Genomic DNA, 17,526 nt, shown 5'->3' with positions numbered 1-17,526 from the left:
TCGACAAGGACTGATGCACATCCGCAGCGGTCGCCTCGGCCGGGGCTCCGCAGTAGGGGGCGGGTCCACGGGCGGAGCCCCCGGGTACACCGCGCGCGCCCGCACTGTCAGCCCCCGCCAGTAGGGTGGACGGCATGGCAGACCCCTCCAGTTACCGCCCCAAGCCGGGACAGATCCCCGACTCCCCGGGGGTCTACAAATTCCGCGACGAGCACCGCCGGGTGATCTACGTCGGGAAGGCCAAGAGCCTGCGCCAGCGCCTCGCCAGCTACTTCCAGGACCTGGCGAATCTGCACCCGCGCACCCGCACCATGGTCACCACGGCCGCCTCCGTCGAGTGGACCGTCGTCTCCACCGAGGTCGAGGCGCTGCAGCTGGAGTACTCCTGGATCAAGGAGTTCGACCCCCGGTTCAACGTCAAGTACCGGGACGACAAGAGCTATCCGTATCTCGCGGTCACCCTCAACGAGGAGTTCCCGCGGGTCCAGGTCATGCGCGGCGCCAAGAAGAAGGGCGTGCGCTACTTCGGTCCGTACGGACACGCCTGGGCGATCCGCGAGACCGTCGATCTGATGCTGCGCGTCTTTCCCGTACGCACCTGCTCCGCCGGGGTCTTCAAGAATCACGCGCAGAAGGGCCGCCCCTGTCTGCTCGGCTATATCGGCAAGTGCTCCGCGCCCTGCGTGGGCCGGGTCACCCCCGATGAGCACCGCGAACTGGCCGAGGAGTTCTGCGACTTCATGGCCGGCCGCACCGGCACGTACATCCGCCGCCTGGAGAAGCAGATGATGGTGGCCGCCGAGGACATGGAGTACGAGAGGGCCGCCCGGCTGCGTGACGACATAGGCGCACTCAAGCGGGCCCTGGAGAAGAACGCCGTCGTGCTCGCCGACGCCACCGACGCCGATCTGATCGCCGTGGCCGAGGACGAGCTGGAAGCGGCCGTGCAGATCTTCCACGTCCGCGGCGGACGCGTCCGGGGCCAGCGGGGCTGGGTCACCGACAAGGTCGAGGCCGTCGACACCGCCGGTCTTGTCGAGCACGCCCTGCAGCAGTTGTACGGGGAGGAACGTGGCGACGCCGTCCCCAAGGAGGTCCTCGTCCCGGCGCTCCCCGAGGACACCGACGCCGTCACCCAGTGGCTGAGCGACCGCCGCGGCTCGCAGGTATCGCTCCGCATTCCGCAGCGCGGCGACAAGAAGGACCTGATGGGGACGGTCCAGCGCAACGCCGTGCAGGCGCTCGGCCTGCACAAGACCAAGCGCGCCAGCGACCTCACCACCCGCTCCCGCGCACTGGAGGAGATCGCCGAGGCACTCGGCCTCGACTCGGCGCCGCTGCGGATCGAGTGCTTCGACATCTCGCATCTCCAGGGCGAGGACGTCGTGGCGTCGATGGTGGTCTTCGAGGACGGTCTGGCCCGCAAGAGCGAGTACCGCCGCTTCCAGATCAAAAGCTTCGAGGGGCAGGACGACGTCCGGTCCATGCATGAAGTGATCAGCCGCCGCTTCAAGCGGTATCTGGCGGAGAAGGACAAGACGGGGGAGTGGATCGGGGACGACATCCCCGAGGACGACGGCAGGCCCAAGCGCTTCGCGTACCCGCCGCAGCTCGTCGTGGTAGACGGCGGACAGCCCCAGGTGGCCGCCGCCCAGCGTGCCCTCGACGAGCTCGGCATCGACGATGTCGCCGTCTGCGGCCTCGCCAAGCGCCTCGAGGAGGTCTGGCTGCCGCACGACGACGACCCGGTGGTCCTGCCCCGCTCGAGCGAGGGGCTGTATCTCCTCCAGCGGGTCCGTGACACAGCTCACGACTTCGCCATCCGCTACCAGCGCGCCAAGCGGAGCAAGCGCATCAGGACAAGCCCGCTGGACGCGGTCCCCGGCCTCGGCGAGTCCCGCAAGCAGGCTCTGATCAAGCACTTCGGCTCCGTGAAGCGGCTGAAGCAGGCGACAATCGAGCAGATCTGCGAGGTACCGGGAATGGGCCGCAAGACGGCGGAGTCCGTCGTGGTGGCCCTTGCCCAGGCGGCTGTGGCCGCCCCTGCCGTGAATACGGCAACAGGAGAGATCATTGAAGAGAACGACGGGGGCAGCAGGACATGACTGAGCACGATGGAGACGGAGCAGCTGAAGTGAGTACGGGCACCACGGCCGAGCCCGGCGGAGCCGCAGACGCGGCCATCCCCGAGCTGGTCATCATCTCCGGAATGTCGGGCGCCGGGCGCAGCACGGCCGCGAAGTGTCTGGAGGACCTCGGCTGGTTCGTCGTCGACAACCTGCCGCCCGCGCTGATCCCCACCATGGTGGAGCTCGGCGCCCGCTCGCAGGGCAATGTCGCCCGGATCGCCGTCGTCGTCGACGTACGCGGCCGGCGGTTCTTCGACAACCTCCGCGAATCCCTCGCCGACCTCGACTCCAAGCAGGTCACCCGGCGGATCGTCTTCCTCGAGTCCTCCGACGACGTCCTGGTCCGCCGCTTCGAGTCGGTCCGCCGGCCCCATCCCCTCCAGGGCGACGGCCGGATCGTCGACGGCATCGCCGCCGAGCGCGATCTGCTGCGTGAGCTGCGCGGCGACGCCGACCTGGTGATCGACACCTCCAGCCTCAACGTGCACGAGCTGCGCGCCAAGATGGACGCCTCGTTCGCGGGCGACGAGGAGCCGGAGCTGCGTGCCACGGTGATGTCGTTCGGATTCAAGTACGGACTGCCGGTCGACGCGGACCTCGTCGTCGACATGCGCTTCCTGCCGAACCCGCACTGGGTCCCTGAGCTGCGCCCCTTCTCCGGACTCAACGAAGAGGTGTCGAACTACGTCTTCAACCAGCCCGGCGCCAAGGAGTTCCTCGACCGCTACACCGAGCTGCTCCAGCTGATCGCCGCGGGCTACCGCCGCGAGGGCAAGCGGTACGTCACCATCGCAGTCGGCTGCACCGGCGGCAAGCACCGCTCGGTCGCCACGTCCGAGAAGCTCGCCGCACGCCTCTCCTCCGCGGGGATCGAGACCGTCATCGTCCACCGGGACATGGGGCGCGAGTGAGTGGACGCAATCTCCGTCTGAGGCGTCTGCGCAGGTCCACGCACGCGCCGTCGGGACGGAAGCGCGGGGCGCAGCCCAAGGTCGTCGCACTCGGCGGCGGCATGGGCCTGTCCGCGTCGCTCACCGCTCTGCGCCGTATCACCGGCGACCTCACCGCGGTCGTCACCGTCGCCGACGACGGCGGCTCCAGCGGCCGGCTCCGCGACGAGCTGGGCGTGCTGCCGCCCGGCGACCTGCGCAAGGCCCTGGCGGCGCTGTGCGGCGACGACGACTGGGGCCAGACCTGGGCCCGCGTCATCCAGCACCGCTTCCACTCCAAGGGCGATCTGCACGAACACGCGGTCGGCAACCTGCTGATCGTCGCCCTGTGGGAGCAGCTCGGCGACCATGTCCTCGCCCTGGACCTGGTCGGCAAGCTGCTCGGCGCGCACGGCCGGGTGCTGCCGATGTCCGCCGTGCCGCTGGAACTGCAGGCGCTCGTACGGGGCCACGACCCGGCGCGCCCGGACGACGTGGACACGGTGCGCGGTCAGGCGACCGTCGCGCTCACCCCCGGTGAGGTGCAGTCCGTGCACCTCGTCCCGCACGACCCGCCCGCCGTGCCCGAGGCTGTCGCCGCGGTCCTGGACGCCGACTGGGTGGTGCTCGGCCCCGGCTCCTGGTTCTCCTCGGTGATCCCGCACCTGCTGGTGCCCGAGCTGCTGGACGCACTGATCCAGACGAAGGCCCGCCGCGTCCTCTCGCTGAACCTCGCGCCCCAGCCGGGTGAAACAGAAGGCTTCTCACCGCAGCGTCATTTGGAGGTTTTGGGACGACACGCGCCTAAACTCGCCCTGGACGTGGTGCTGGCCGACGAGGCCGCCGTGCCCGACCGCGAGTCCCTCGCAGACGCCGCCAAGCGGCTCGGAGCCGCGGTCGAGCTGGCGCCGGTGGCTTCGCCCGACGGACTTCCGAAGCACGACCCGGAGCTGTTGGCCGCCGCGTACGACCGTATTTTTCGGATGCATGGAAGGATCGGCCCATGGCGATGACGGCAGCGGTGAAGGACGAAATCTCCCGGCTTCCCGTCACCCGGACCTGCTGCAGAAAGGCAGAGGTCTCGGCGATTCTTCGGTTCGCGGGCGGGCTGCACCTGGTCAGCGGCCGCATTGTGATCGAGGCGGAGCTGGACACCGGCATCGCGGCGCGCCGGCTGAAGCGGGACATCCTGGAGATCTTCGGGCACAGCTCCGAGCTGATGGTGATGGCGCCGGGAGGACTGCGCCGCGGCTCCCGTTACGTCGTACGGGTGGTGGCGGGCGGTGACCAGCTCGCCCGCCAGACCGGTCTGGTCGACGGCCGGGGCCGCCCGATCCGCGGGCTGCCCCCGCAGGTCGTCTCCGGCGCCACCTGTGACGCGGAGGCCGCCTGGCGCGGCGCGTTCCTGGCGCACGGCTCGCTCACCGAGCCCGGCCGCTCCTCCTCGCTGGAGGTCACCTGCCCCGGCCCGGAGGCCGCCCTCGCCCTGGTAGGCGCGGCCCGCAGGCTCTCCATCGCAGCCAAGGCGCGCGAGGTACGCGGCGTGGACCGCGTCGTCGTACGCGACGGGGACGCGATCGGCGCGCTGCTGACCCGGCTCGGGGCGCACGAGTCCGTACTGGCCTGGGAGGAGCGGCGGATGCGGCGCGAGGTGCGCGCCACCGCCAACCGCCTCGCCAACTTCGACGACGCCAACCTGCGCCGCTCGGCCCGTGCCGCGGTCGCCGCCGGTGCCCGGGTGCAGCGCGCGCTGGAGATCCTCGGCGAGGAGGTGCCCGAGCACCTCGCCGCGGCCGGCCGACTGCGGATGGAGCACAAGCAGGCCTCCCTGGAGGAGCTGGGCGCGCTCGCCGACCCGCCGCTGACCAAGGACGCGGTCGCGGGCCGGATCCGCAGGCTGCTCGCGATGGCCGACAAGCGGGCCCAGGACCTCGGCATTCCGGGTACGGAGTGCAACCTCACCGAGGAGATGGCGGACGGCCTCGTCGGCTGACCCGCCGTCACCACCCGGTCGACCCACCGCTGCCGGCGTTCACACGGACGCCGGCAGCGGTTGTACATTGCACCCCTTCGGACCGCGTGGCTGTCTTGACATGGCCATGGGGTCTGATGAGTCTGGCGTCTGTTGCTTTTCCTGGCAGACACCAGCAAGGGGGGCCAATGAGACGAAGAGCGAGATCGATCCTCGCCGCCGTATCACTCCTGACCGCCGGACTCGCGGCGGCGCCGCTCGCCCAGGCCGACCAGAGGGGCGAGGGCGACGGACTCTCCGTATGGCACGCGACAGTCACCGAGGCACAGGTGCCGCTGATCCTCGCGGCAGGCACCGACGGCCACGAGCTGACGGAGCAAGTGCCTGACAAGGGCACCGCCACCATCGAGCTGTTCCTCACCGAGAAGCAGGCCGGCGAACTGCGCCGGCAGGGCATCGGCATCACCGAGCACACGATCTCGGCCAAGTCCGAGAAGCGTGTCGCGGCCGCCGGAGACGGCGTCTTCCGCCCGTACAGCGGCGAGAACGGCCTGCAGCGCGAGATCCTCGCCACCGGACAGGCCAACCCGAACCTGACCAAGGTCGTCAGCATCGGCAAGAGCGTCAAGGGCCAGGACATCCTCGCCCTCAAGATCAGCAAGGGTGCCAAGAAGGTCAAGGACGGCTCCAAGCCCTCCACGCTGTACCTCTCCAACCAGCACGCCCGCGAGTGGATCACGCCCGAGATGACCCGGCGGCTGATGCACTACTACCTCGACGGTTACGGCAAGGACCCGCGGGTCACCAGGATCGTGGACTCCACCGAGCTGTGGTTCGTCCTCTCCGCCAACCCCGACGGCTACGACTACACCTTCACCGGCACCGACGAGCGCCAGTGGCGCAAGAACCTGCACGACAACAACGGCGACGGCAAGACCGCCCCCGGCGACGGCGTGGACCTCAACCGCAACTTCGCCTACAAGTGGGGTTACGACAACGAGGGTTCGTCCCCCGACCCGGCCGACGAGACCTTCCGCGGCACCGGTCCGGCCTCCGAGCCCGAGACCAAGGCCCTCGACGCCTTCCAGAAGCGCATCGGTTTCGAGTACGGCATCAACTACCACTCGGCGGCGCAGCTGCTGCTGTACGGAGTCGGCTGGCAGGTCGCGACCCCGACACCGGACGACGTCCTCTACGAGTCCCTCGCCGGTACGCCCGCGAACTCCGCCGTCCCCGGCTACCGCCCGCAGGTCTCCTCCGAGCTCTACACCACCAACGGCGAGGCCGACGGACACGCGGCCAACATCAACGGGATGATGATGTACACCCCGGAGATGTCGACCTGCGGCACGGTTTCCCGCATCGACCCCAACGACCCCTGGAACGCTGCCGACTGCGCCTCCGTCTTCACGTTCCCGGACGACGAGAAGCTGATCCAGCAGGAGTTCGCCAAGAACGTCCCGTTCGCGCTCTCCGTCGCCGAGACCGCCGCCCACCCCGACCAGCCGTCCTCCTCGCTCGGTCTGAAGGCCGCGGACTTCACCCCCGATGCGTTCACCACCTCCTACGCGCGCGGCGGCGACCAGGAAGTGTCCGTCATCGCCCGCAAGTCCGTACGCGACAAGGAGCTCAAGTACCGCGTCAACGGCGGCCATACGCACGATCAGGCACTCAGGGCCTGGAAGGGCGGCGAGACCTACGGCGGCGACGACAACATCCGCTTCGACGAATACCGCGCCAAGGTGCAGGACGGCGACGTCGGCGACAAGGTCGAGGTCTGGTTCACCGGCGAGACCAAGGCCGGGAAGCCCACCGCCGGCGAGCACTTCACGTACACGATCGCCGAACGGCCGCGCGGAGACACGCTGGTGATCGCGGAAGAGGGCGGCACCACCGCGGCGAAGAACACGGCCGCCTACACCAGGGCCCTCGCCGACAACGGCCGCAAGTCCGCGGTCTGGGACGTCGCCACCCAGGGCGTCCCGGACGCCCTCGGGGTGCTGAGCCACTTCAGGACGGTCGTCTGGTACACCGGCGTCAACCAGCCCTCCGCGGCGACCACACAGGCCGTACGGGACTTCCTCAACGAGGGCGGCAAGCTGATCAACGCCGGTGAGCAGGCCGGCGGCACCGTCGACCTCGGCGGCGCCGACTCCGACGACTTCGCCCAGTACTACCTCGGTGCCTACAACCGGGTCGGGCTCAAGTCCCCGCCGGCCTTCGCGGGCGCCGGGAACCTCGCGGGTGCGAATGCCTCCCTCGCCGACGCACCCGGCAACCCGCTCGACCTGGCCGGGGCGTACACCATCACCTCGGACACACTGAAGCCCGACCGGTTCCCGCAGTTCAAGAGCGCGCCCGCGGGCGGCTACCCGGGTACCCGTACCCCCTTCGAGCCGGCCGACGGCTCATGGTTCGCGGCGGCGAAGCACCAGGACAACGGCTATATGCGGCTGTCGCGCACCGTGGACCTGTCAGGTACGGCGGCCACCGCCGAGCCGAGCCTTCAATTCCGGCTCAGCTACGACACCGAGCCCGGCTTCGACAACGTCATCGTCGAGGCGCACACGGTCGGCCAGGACGACTGGACGACCCTGCCGGACGCCAACGGCGGCACCACGTCCGAGGTGCCCGTGCAGTGCGAGGAGGGCTACTACGTCCAGGGCCACCCGTTCCTCGCCCACTACCTGACGGTCGCCGACAGCGGCTGCACGGCGACGGGCACCAGCGGCGCCTGGAACCGCTTCACCGGCTCCTCCAACGGCTGGCAGACGGTCTCCGTCGACCTCGGCGCCTACGCGGGCAAGCAGGTCGAGCTCTCCATCTCGTACGCCTCGGACCCGGGCACCGGCGGGATCGGCGTCTTCGTCGACGACACCAAGCTCGTCGTGGGCGGCACCCCGCAGGGTCCCGAGGGCTTCGAGACGGCGCTCGGCCCGTGGAGCGTTCCCGGACCGCCGGCGGGCAGCCCCGGGAACGCGGACGACTGGGCACGGTCCCAGGCGCTCTTCCGGTCCCATGCGGCCGTGACCACGCGGGACACCGTGCTGATCGGCTTCGGTCTGGAGCATGTGCCAGGCGCGGCCGACCGCGAGCAGGTCATCGGGAAGGCGCTTCGTGCCCTGCGCCGCTGACGCTGACGCTGAGTAGTCAGTACGCATAGTGCACGGTCAGGACCCGAGTCGCGGCGGTCCGTGCCCCTACTGGGGGGTAGGGACCGCCGTGCCACGCAGGGACCCTCTCGATGTCACCCCTGGGCTCACAGGGAGGTAGGGTCGTAGGCGGTCGGGGACATCCCATACAACTCGCCGGCGTCTAAAACCGGCGTACCACGAGGAGATCGGTTCGTGACGATCCGCGTAGGCATCAACGGCTTTGGCCGCATCGGTCGTAACTACTTCCGCGCGCTGCTGGAGCAGGGTGCAGACATCGAGATCGTGGCTGTCAACGACCTGGGTGACACTGCGACCACGGCCCACTTGCTGAAGTACGACACCATCCTCGGCCGTCTCAAGGCCGAGGTGACCCACACCGCCGACACGATCACGGTCGACGGCCACACCATCAAGGTGCTCTCGGAGCGCAACCCCTCGGACATTCCGTGGGGCGAGCTGGGCGTCGACATCGTCATCGAGTCGACCGGCATCTTCACCAAGAAGGCCGACGCCGAGAAGCACATCGCCGGCGGCGCCAAGAAGGTCCTCATCTCGGCTCCGGCCAAGGACGAGGACATCACCATCGTGATGGGCGTCAACCAGGACAAGTACGACGCGGCCGGCCACCACATCATCTCCAACGCCTCCTGCACCACAAACTGCGTGGCGCCGATGGCCAAGGTTCTCCTCGAGAACTTCGGCATCGTCAAGGGCATGATGACCACGGTGCACGCGTACACGAACGACCAGCGCATCCTGGACTTCCCGCACTCGGACCTGCGCCGCGCCCGCGCCGCCGCCGAGAACATCATCCCGACCACCACCGGTGCCGCGAAGGCCACCGCGCTGGTCATCCCGGAGCTGGCGGGCAAGCTCGACGGCATCGCGATGCGCGTCCCGGTCCCCACGGGTTCCGTGACCGACCTGGTCATCGAGCTGGAGCGCGAGGTGACCAAGGACGAGGTCAACACCGCGTTCCAGAAGGCCGCCGAGGGTCAGCTCAAGGGCATCCTGGACTACACCGAGGACCAGATCGTCTCCTCGGACATCGTCAACTGGCCGGCCTCCTGCACCTTCGACTCCTCCCTGACCATGGTCCAGGGCAAGAGCGTCAAGGTCATCGGCTGGTACGACAACGAGTGGGGCTACTCCAACCGTCTGGTGGACCTCACGGTCTTCGTCGGCGGTCAGCTCTAATCAGCAACGAGAGCAGCAAGATGTGAGCGACAGGGCTCGGCCGGTGCAAGGAAGCGCCGTCCGAGCCCTGTCGCACGTCTCCCCTTTACGGCTGAACCGCCGCCGCTCTCGCGGACGTGGTTGCTCGCCGTGGGGGTTACTCAATTGATGGTTGCTGTGTTCCTCGCTCGGTCGGGGAGCCGCTCTCTAGGAGTCATGCACGCATGAAGACGATCGACGAACTTCTCGCTGAAGGGGTCGCCGGCAAGCGGGTATTCGTCCGCGCCGACCTCAACGTGCCGCTCGACGGCACCACCATCACCGACGACGGCCGTATCCGCGCCGTCCAGCCGACGATCGCCAAGCTCGCCGAGGCGGGCGCACGTGTCATCGTCGCCTCGCACCTGGGCCGTCCCGCGGGCGCCCCGGACCCGGCGTTCTCCCTCGCCCCGGCCGCCGCGCGGCTCGGTGAACTGCTCGGCGCCGATGTCGCGTTCGCGACCGACACGGTCGGCACCTCCGCCCAGGAGACCGTCGCGGGCCTCGCCGACGGCCAGGTCGCCGTCATCGAGAACCTCCGCTTCAACGCCGGCGAGACCTCGAAGGACGACGCCGAGCGCGGCGCCTTCGCCGACCGGCTCGCTCAGCTCGCCGATGTGTACGTGGGCGACGGCTTTGGTGCCGTACACCGCAAGCACGCCTCGGTGTACGACCTCCCGGCCCGGCTGCCGCACGCCGCCGGCCACCTCATCGCCACCGAGGTCGGCGTACTGAAGAAGCTCACCGACGAGGTCAAGAGCCCGTACGTCGTCGTACTCGGCGGCGCCAAGGTCTCCGACAAGCTCGCCGTCATCGACCAGCTGCTCGGCAAGGCCGACCGCATCCTCATCGGCGGCGGCATGGCGTACACCTTCCTCAAGGCCCAGGGCCACGAGGTCGGAATCTCCCTCCTGCAGGAGGACCAGATCCCGACCGTCACCGAGTACATGCAGCGGGCCGAGAAGAACGGCATCGAGCTGGTGCTGCCGGTCGACATCCTGGCCTCGGGCGAGTTCCCCGACCTGAAGACCAAGGCCCCGGCCGACTTCATCACGGTCGACGCCGACAAGATCCCCTCCGACAAGGAGGGCCTGGACATCGGCCCGAAGACGCGCGAGCTCTTCGCGTCGAAGATCGCCGACGCCGAGACCGTCTTCTGGAACGGCCCGCTCGGCGTCTTCGAGCACCCCGACTACGCCGGGGGCACGAAGGCCGTCGCGCAGGCACTGCTCGACAGCCCCGGCTACACGGTCGTCGGCGGTGGCGACAGCGCCGCCGCGGTCCGGATCCTGGGCTTCGACGAGAACGCATTCGGCCACATCTCGACCGGTGGCGGCGCGAGCCTCGAATACCTCGAGGGCAAGACGCTCCCCGGCCTCGCCGCACTGGAGGACTGACCCCCTTATGACTGACATTGCTCAGGGCCGTATCCCGCTGATGGCGGGCAACTGGAAGATGAACCTCAACCACCTCGAGGCCATCGCGCACGTCCAGAAGCTTGCCTTCGCCCTGGCGGACAAGGACTACGACGCCGTCGAGGTCGCCGTACTGCCGCCCTTCACCGATCTTCGGTCGGTGCAGACCCTGGTCGACGGCGACAAGCTCAGGATCAGGTACGGCGCCCAGGACGTCTCGGCGCACGACTCCGGTGCGTACACCGGAGAGATCTCGGGCCCGATGCTGTCCAAGCTGAAGTGCACCTACGTCGCCGTGGGGCACTCCGAGCGCCGGCAGTACCACGCCGAGACGGACGAGATCTGCAACGCGAAGGTGAAGGCCGCCTACCGGCACGGCCTGACCCCGATCCTCTGCATCGGTGAGGGCCTGGACGTCCGCAAGGCCGGCCGGCAGGTCGCGTACACGCTCGCGCAGCTCGACGGCGGACTGAAGGACATTCCGGCCGAGCAGGCCGAGTCCATCGTGATCGCGTACGAGCCCGTGTGGGCGATCGGCACCGGCGAGGTCGCCACCCCCGAGGACGCGCAGGAGGTCTGCGGTGCGATCCGCGGGCGCCTTGCCGAGCTGTACTCCCAGGAACTGGCCGACACGGTCCGTATCCAGTACGGCGGCTCGGTGAAGTCGGGGAACGTCGCCGCGATCATGGCGCAGCCCGATGTGGACGGTGCTCTGGTGGGCGGTGCGGCGCTGGACGCCGACGAGTTCGTCAAGATCGTCCGGTTCCGCGACCAGTGAGTATGCGGTAGCGCGGATCCGTCGTACCCTTGCGGGGGCCTGAGGCTTTTCCAGCCCGGGCCCCCGTCGTCCGTTTCAGTCCGAGGAAGTTGGTCCAGCCGTGATTATGGGGTTCTCGATCGCCCTGGTCGTCTTCAGCCTGCTGATGATGATGCTGGTGCTGATGCACAAGGGGAAGGGCGGCGGCCTCTCCGACATGTTCGGTGGCGGTATGCAGTCCTCGGTGGGCGGCTCTTCGGTAGCCGAGCGCAACCTGGACCGCATCACTGTGGTTATCGGTCTGCTGTGGTTTGCGTGCATTGTCGTACTTGGTCTGCTGATGAAGCTGGACAGCTGACCCAAGCCTTCCGTGTCCTGGGCTGGGGTGTAACTCCAATCACTGGACGAGCGTTGGGCCTTACGTAGACTGGGGCACCGCGGCGCAGCCGCTGTGAGACGCTGTGCAGCACCATCACGCAGGGAGTTACGACCGTGGCAAGTGGCAACGCGATCCGGGGAAGCCGGGTCGGAGCGGGGCCGATGGGTGAGGCTGAGCGAGGCGAGTCCGCGCCACGCCTCCGCATCTCCTTCTGGTGCTCCAACGGGCACGAGACGCAGCCGAGCTTCGCCAGTGACGCACAGGTCCCGGATACGTGGGACTGCCCGCGCTGCGGGTTCCCGGCCGGCCAGGACCGGGACAATCCGCCGGACCCGCCGCGCACCGAGCCGTACAAGACGCACCTCGCGTACGTACGCGAGCGGCGCAGCGACGCGGACGGCGAGGCGATCCTTGCCGAGGCGCTTGCCAAACTGCGCGGCGAAATCTAGAAGTTGCGGTCCGGCCGGACACCTGAGGGTGCCCGACCGGACCTTTTTCGTTGACTGTCAGTGGCACCCCCTACGGTTCTGAATCACAGGACCGGGAGGGGATGTTGTGACGGCGACAGAAGCGGTGCGGACGCGAACACCCGCGTGGCGCGGGGGGTTCGGGCGGCTGTGGACGGCCGCGATCGTGTCCAGGTTCGGAGACTCGCTCCGGATCGCCGCGATGCCGCTGCTCGCCGCCTCCTTCACCGACGACCCGCTGCTGATCGCCTCGGTGACCGCATGCGGCTATCTGCCCTGGCTGCTGTTCGGACTGCTCGGCGGCGCGGTCGCCGACCGGGTGGACCAGCGGCGGGCGATGTGGGCGGTGGATCTGCTGCGCGGCGCGCTGATGGCCGCCTTCGCCGTCGCTGTGTGGCTGGACCTGGGATCCATCGCCCTCCTGCTCGCCCTCGCCTTTCGCGCTCACCACACTCCAGACGCTCTTCGACAACGCCGCCACGGCCCTGCTGCCCTCCCTGGTGCCGGCCGATGCGCTGAGCAGTGCCAATGCCCGGCTGATGACCGCACAGCAGATCGTTGGCGGCTTCCTGGCCGCGCCGCTGGTGCCGGTGCTGCTCGTCGCGGGCGCCGCCGTGCCGTACGCGGCGGATGCGGCCACCTACGTCGTGGCGGCGCTGCTGGTCGCCTCCCTGCGGGTGGCGGCGCCCGACAGGGCTCCCAGACCGCCGGGCAGCACACTGCGTGCGGAGATCGGGGAAGGGCTGCGGACCCTGTGGGCGGATCGCGCCCAGCGCGGGCTCTGTATCGCCACCACCCTCTGCAACATCGGCATGGGTGCTCTCATCGCCACCCTCGTCATCCACGTCACCGGCTGGCTGGACGCGGGCAACGGCGGATACGCGGCGGTGATCACGGCGTTCGGGGCGGGCAGCGTGCTGGGCGGACTGCTGGCCCGCAGACTCTCCGACCGCCTCGGCCGAATACGGAGCGTGTTCGCCGCCGGGATCGTGCAGACCGGATGCCTGGTCGCGATGGGATCGGTGCGCGCGCTCTGGGCGACGATCGCGGCGATGGCGGTGTTCGCCGTCATGGGCATGGTGTGGAACGTCAACCAGACGACGCTGATACAGGAGCGCAGCCCGGCGGCCATGCTGGGCCGGATCAGCTCCGCCTTTCGCACGCTCGCGATCGCCGGCGCCCCGCTCGGCGCACTGCTGGGCGGTGCGGCGGCCGCCGCCTGGGGCCCGAACACGCCCGCGCTGCTGGCGGCCGGACTGTTCATTCCGGCAGTCGCGTCGCTCACCCCGCTGATCAATTAGGTTGGAGACGCAGCGGGGCACGCAGGCAGGTACGAGAAGAAGTGGGCTGATGTCCGGATGAACGCAGAAGGCCGTACCAGGCTCAACCAGACGCCCGAATGGGCTGCTCTCGGCAAGCACCGGGAGCAGCTGGGGGAGACGCATCTGCGGGAGCTGTTCGCAGCCGATACGGCGCGCGGCACCGAGTACACCCTCCAGGCCGGCGATCTGTACCTCGACTACTCCAAGCACCTGGTGACCGACGAGACGCTGGCGCTGCTGCGCGAGCTGGCCGCCGCCACCGACGTATCCGGCCTGCGGGACGCGATGTTCCGCGGCGAGAAGATCAACACCACCGAGGACCGCGCCGTCCTGCACACGGCGCTGCGCGCCCCGCGGAACGCCGTGATCGAGGTGGACGGCGAGAACGTGGTGCCGGCCGTCCACGCGGTGCTGGACAGGATGAGCGCCTTCTCCGACCGGATCAGGTCGGGCGAGTGGACCGGCCACACCGGCAAGCGCATCAAGAACGTCGTCAACATCGGCATCGGCGGCTCCGACCTGGGACCGGCGATGGCGTACGAGGCGCTGCGCTCCTACACCGCGCGCGATCTGACGTTCCACTTCGTGTCGAACGTCGACGGGGCCGATCTGCACGAGGCCGTCCGGGACTTGGACCCGGCCGAGACGCTCTTCATCATCGCCTCCAAGACCTTCACCACCATCGAGACCATCACCAACGCCACCTCCGCCCGCGACTGGCTGCTCACCGGTCTCCGGGCCGGCCAGGAGGCCGTCGCCGCGCACTTCGTGGCGCTGTCGACGAACGCCGACAAGGTCGGCGACTTCGGCATCGACACGGCGAACATGTTCGAGTTCTGGGACTGGGTCGGCGGGCGGTACTCCTACGACTCCGCCATCGGCCTCTCGCTCATGATCGCGATCGGCCCGGACCGCTTCCGGGAGATGCTCGACGGCTTCCACCGGATCGACGAGCACTTCCGTACGGCTCCGGCCGAGACCAACGCGCCGCTGCTGCTCGGCCTGCTGGGGGTCTGGTACGGCGCGTTCTTCGACGCGCAGTCGCACGCGGTGCTGCCGTACTCCCACTATCTGAGCAAGTTCACCGCCTACCTCCAGCAGCTCGACATGGAGTCCAACGGCAAGTCCGTTGACCGCGACGGCAATCCGGTGGACTGGCAGACCGGCCCCGTGGTGTGGGGCACGCCCGGCACCAACGGGCAGCACGCGTACTACCAGTTGATCCACCAGGGCACCAAGGTGATCCCGGCGGACTTCATCGGCTTCGCCGAGCCGGTCCAGGATCTGCTGCCGGGACTGGTGGCTCAGCACGATCTGCTGATGGCCAACTTCTTCGCGCAGACGCAGGCGCTCGCCTTCGGCAGGACGCCGCAGGAGGTACGGGCGGAGGGCGTGGCCGAGGAGCTGGTGCCGCACAAGACGTTCAAGGGCAACCATCCGACGACGACGATCCTCGCGGACGAGCTGACCCCGTCCGTGCTGGGACAGTTGATCGCGCTGTACGAGCACAAGGTGTTCGTCCAGGGCGCCATCTGGAACATCGACTCCTTCGACCAGTGGGGCGTCGAGCTCGGCAAGGTCCTCGCGAAGAAGATCGAGCCGGTGCTGACCGAGGGGACAGGTGCCGAGCAGCTGGACAGCTCGACGTCGACGCTGGTGGCCAAGTACCGCACACTGCGCGGACGTTGAGCCGATGGCGGGGGAGGGGGGCGGCACGGCCGGGGTACGGCTGAGGCCGCCGGACAACAGGCTGAGCGAGCGGGCCGTCGGCTTGTGGCGGGTGCAGTGCCTGCTGACGACCGCCGTGCCCGTGACCGTACTGGCCGTGCTCGGCGCACTCATCGCGCCCGCACGGCCGTGGCTGCTGACGATCGCCGGGGTACTGGCGGTGCCGGGTCTGGCCGGCACTGCCTTCTTCCCCGCGTGGTGGTTCAGGGTGCACCGCTGGGAGGTGACGGACGAGGCTGTCTATGTCCGTACGGGTGCGCTCTGGCAGGAGTGGCGGATCGCGCCGATGTCCCGGATCCAGACCGTGGACACGCTGCGCGGGCCGCTGGAGCAGGCGTTCAGGCTCGCCACGGTCATCGTCACGACGGCCTCGTCCAAGGGCGCGATCAAGATCGAGGGGCTCGACCATGAGCTCGCAGCGGAGCTGGCCGAGCGGCTGACCCGGATCACCCAGGCCACGCCCGGGGACGCGACATGAACAGCCCGCAGGAGGAGTGGCGGCGGCTCGACCGGCGTACGGTCCTGGTCACCGCGCTCGTCATGGCGGGCGTGGCCGCCGGCGCCGGGCTGCCCACCGCCCTCGGCCTCGCGGGCGGGATGCCGCTGTGGGAGGCGTTCGCCTGGGTGCTGACGGGGGCGGCCCTGCTCATCGCCGCCGGCGCGGGCGTCGACTACGTGCGGTGGCGCCGGACCCGCTACCGCATCGGCCTTGAGCGCGCCGAACTCCACACCGGGCTGCTCGTGGTCAAACGCCGCTCGCTGGCCCGTGAGCGCATCCGCAGCGTCGATCTCGCCGCCAACCCGCTGCTGCGGGTCATGGGCCTGGTCAAGGTGCGTATCGGTACGGGCGAACAGAGCGCGGGCGGCGAGTCCACGCTGGAGCTCGACGCGGTCTCCAGGGCGGAGGGCGAGCGGCTGCGTACGGAACTGCTGGCCCGTGCCGCGCGTGCGCCCGGCACTCACCGCGAGGGCGTGCTCGCCGCCCTCGACCCGTCCTGGATCCGCTATGCGCCGGTCTCCTTCGTCGCGCCGCTGCTCGGCGGCGCGGCGGTCGGCGGTGTGATGCAGGTCAGCGAGTGGTTCGGGGCTCAGGGCGAGGTCATCGACTGGGTCGGGGACCGTTTCCAGGACACCTCGATCCTCATGATGGTGGTGGTGCTGGTCGCGGCGGCCGGGGCCGCGGGGCTCGTCGGCGCGCTCGGGCTCTGGATCGAGATGTGGTGGAACTACCGCCTGGAGCGTGAGCCGGGCGGCACGCTGCGGGTGCGGCGCGGCCTGTTCACCGCCCGCTCGATCTCCATAGAGGAACGGCGGCTGCGGGGCGTCGAGCTCGTCGAGCCGCTGGGCGTGCGGCTGTTCGGGGCGGCCCGGGTGGACGCGGTCGCCACGGGTCTCGTCGAGGACGAGCAGGCCAGGCACGGGGACCTGAAGGTGCTGCTGCCGGCGGCGCCGCGTGACGTGGCTGAGGAGGTGGCCGCGCAGGTGCTGCGCGAGCCGGTGGCTCCGACGAGCGCGGTCCGGCTGACCGCGCACCCGCTCGCCGCCCGGGGCCGCCGGCTGCGCCGGGCGCTGACGACCGTGCTGCTCCCGGTGCTGGTGGCGGCGGCCCTGGGCGCCTGGCTCACTCCCGTACTGCTGTACATCGCGGCGGCCCTCGCGGTCGTGGCGGTGCCGGTCGCGGTGGTCCTCGCGCGGGACGCGTACCGCAACCTGGGTCACGGCATCAGCGGCGGGTACCTGGTCGCCCGCTCCGGGACGGTCCGCCGGGCGACGGTCGCGCTGCAGCGGGGCGGGGTCATCGGCTGGACGCTCAAGCAGTCCTCCTTCCAGCGCCGGGCCGGTCTGCTGACGCTGACGGCGACGACGGCGGCCGGGGCGGGGGAGTACTCGGTGTACGACGCCGGGGAGGACGAGGGCCTGTCCTTCGCGGCGGAGGCGGTACCGGGGCTGCTCGAGCCGTTCCTCATACGGGACCACGGGGCATGCCCCGGACCCCGTACGGCCTTCGGCCGTGTCCTCAATCGCCGGACGGGCTGACTCTGTCAGCCGCGTCGGCGA

General features: G+C 69.6%; 13 protein-coding genes and 1 pseudogene. All 14 read left to right on the top strand.

Annotation, left to right across the window (positions count from 1 at the left end):
* Positions 1-134 precede the first annotated feature (134 nt).
* The 14 genes and pseudogenes from uvrC to SLUN_RS09325 all read left to right on the top strand — a co-directional run bounded on the left by uvrC (position 135) and on the right by SLUN_RS09325 (position 17,505).
* Complete coding sequence (gene uvrC, locus SLUN_RS09390) at positions 135-2,105, top strand: excinuclease ABC subunit UvrC (RefSeq protein WP_108148057.1); 1,971 nt, start codon at positions 135-137, stop codon at positions 2,103-2,105.
* Positions 2,102-3,040 carry an RNase adapter RapZ gene (rapZ, locus tag SLUN_RS09385; RefSeq protein ID WP_108148056.1) on the top strand — a complete coding sequence of 313 codons (939 nt, stop codon included), beginning with the start codon at positions 2,102-2,104 and terminating at the stop codon, positions 3,038-3,040. Before uvrC ends, rapZ begins: the two co-directional genes overlap by 4 nt.
* Complete coding sequence (locus tag SLUN_RS09380; RefSeq protein ID WP_108148055.1) at positions 3,037-4,071, top strand: gluconeogenesis factor YvcK family protein; 1,035 nt, start codon at positions 3,037-3,039, stop codon at positions 4,069-4,071. Before rapZ ends, SLUN_RS09380 begins: the two co-directional genes overlap by 4 nt.
* The gene (whiA, locus tag SLUN_RS09375; protein ID WP_108148054.1) at positions 4,062-5,051 is read left to right on the top strand and encodes a DNA-binding protein WhiA; all 990 of its coding nucleotides are present in this window, start codon (positions 4,062-4,064) and stop codon (positions 5,049-5,051) included. Before SLUN_RS09380 ends, whiA begins: the two co-directional genes overlap by 10 nt.
* Positions 5,052-5,218: 167 nt before the next feature.
* Positions 5,219-8,164: a M14 family metallopeptidase gene (locus tag SLUN_RS09370; RefSeq protein WP_108148053.1), complete on the top strand. Its 2,946-nt coding sequence runs from the start codon at positions 5,219-5,221 to the stop codon at positions 8,162-8,164.
* A 213-nt stretch (positions 8,165-8,377) separates the two neighbouring features.
* Positions 8,378-9,382 (top strand): type I glyceraldehyde-3-phosphate dehydrogenase, encoded by a 1,005-nt coding sequence (gene gap, locus SLUN_RS09365; RefSeq protein WP_108148052.1) that lies wholly within the window; start codon positions 8,378-8,380, stop codon positions 9,380-9,382.
* Between the two features lie 203 nt (positions 9,383-9,585).
* The gene (locus tag SLUN_RS09360) at positions 9,586-10,797 is read left to right on the top strand and encodes a phosphoglycerate kinase (RefSeq protein ID WP_108148051.1); all 1,212 of its coding nucleotides are present in this window, start codon (positions 9,586-9,588) and stop codon (positions 10,795-10,797) included.
* A gap of 7 nt (positions 10,798-10,804) precedes the next feature.
* Positions 10,805-11,593: a triose-phosphate isomerase gene (gene tpiA, locus SLUN_RS09355; RefSeq protein WP_108148050.1), complete on the top strand. Its 789-nt coding sequence runs from the start codon at positions 10,805-10,807 to the stop codon at positions 11,591-11,593.
* 106 nt (positions 11,594-11,699) lie between these two features.
* On the top strand, positions 11,700-11,930 hold the full coding sequence (secG, locus tag SLUN_RS09350) for a preprotein translocase subunit SecG (protein ID WP_108148049.1): 231 nt from the start codon (positions 11,700-11,702) through the stop codon (positions 11,928-11,930).
* Between the two features lie 134 nt (positions 11,931-12,064).
* A complete protein-coding gene (locus SLUN_RS09345) occupies positions 12,065-12,400 on the top strand; it encodes an RNA polymerase-binding protein RbpA (protein WP_003957010.1) in 336 nt (111 codons plus the stop codon).
* Between the two features lie 106 nt (positions 12,401-12,506).
* Positions 12,507-13,719, top strand: a pseudogene (locus SLUN_RS09340) (MFS transporter).
* 57 nt (positions 13,720-13,776) lie between these two features.
* Positions 13,777-15,429 carry a glucose-6-phosphate isomerase gene (gene pgi, locus SLUN_RS09335; RefSeq protein WP_108148048.1) on the top strand — a complete coding sequence of 551 codons (1,653 nt, stop codon included), beginning with the start codon at positions 13,777-13,779 and terminating at the stop codon, positions 15,427-15,429.
* A gap of 4 nt (positions 15,430-15,433) precedes the next feature.
* Positions 15,434-15,946, top strand: coding sequence for a PH domain-containing protein (locus SLUN_RS09330; protein ID WP_108148047.1), 513 nt, complete (start codon positions 15,434-15,436; stop codon positions 15,944-15,946).
* Positions 15,943-17,505: a PH domain-containing protein gene (locus SLUN_RS09325; protein WP_108148046.1), complete on the top strand. Its 1,563-nt coding sequence runs from the start codon at positions 15,943-15,945 to the stop codon at positions 17,503-17,505. Before SLUN_RS09330 ends, SLUN_RS09325 begins: the two co-directional genes overlap by 4 nt.
* Positions 17,506-17,526 lie beyond the last annotated feature (21 nt).

It is taken from the genome of Streptomyces lunaelactis (assembly GCF_003054555.1).
Classification (GTDB): domain Bacteria; phylum Actinomycetota; class Actinomycetes; order Streptomycetales; family Streptomycetaceae; genus Streptomyces; species Streptomyces lunaelactis.
This window is presented reverse-complemented; position numbering and strand designations above follow the sequence as displayed.

Coding starts and splice junctions, on each gene's coding strand:
- uvrC (WP_108148057.1), top strand. CDS start 135: ATGGCAGACCCCTCCAGTTACCGCCCCAAGCCGGGACAGATCCCCGAC.
- rapZ (WP_108148056.1), top strand. CDS start 2,102: ATGACTGAGCACGATGGAGACGGAGCAGCTGAAGTGAGTACGGGCACC.
- whiA (WP_108148054.1), top strand. CDS start 4,062: ATGGCGATGACGGCAGCGGTGAAGGACGAAATCTCCCGGCTTCCCGTC.
- SLUN_RS09370 (WP_108148053.1), top strand. CDS start 5,219: ATGAGACGAAGAGCGAGATCGATCCTCGCCGCCGTATCACTCCTGACC.
- SLUN_RS09360 (WP_108148051.1), top strand. CDS start 9,586: ATGAAGACGATCGACGAACTTCTCGCTGAAGGGGTCGCCGGCAAGCGG.
- tpiA (WP_108148050.1), top strand. CDS start 10,805: ATGACTGACATTGCTCAGGGCCGTATCCCGCTGATGGCGGGCAACTGG.
- secG (WP_108148049.1), top strand. CDS start 11,700: ATGGGGTTCTCGATCGCCCTGGTCGTCTTCAGCCTGCTGATGATGATG.
- pgi (WP_108148048.1), top strand. CDS start 13,777: ATGAACGCAGAAGGCCGTACCAGGCTCAACCAGACGCCCGAATGGGCT.
- SLUN_RS09330 (WP_108148047.1), top strand. CDS start 15,434: ATGGCGGGGGAGGGGGGCGGCACGGCCGGGGTACGGCTGAGGCCGCCG.
- SLUN_RS09325 (WP_108148046.1), top strand. CDS start 15,943: ATGAACAGCCCGCAGGAGGAGTGGCGGCGGCTCGACCGGCGTACGGTC.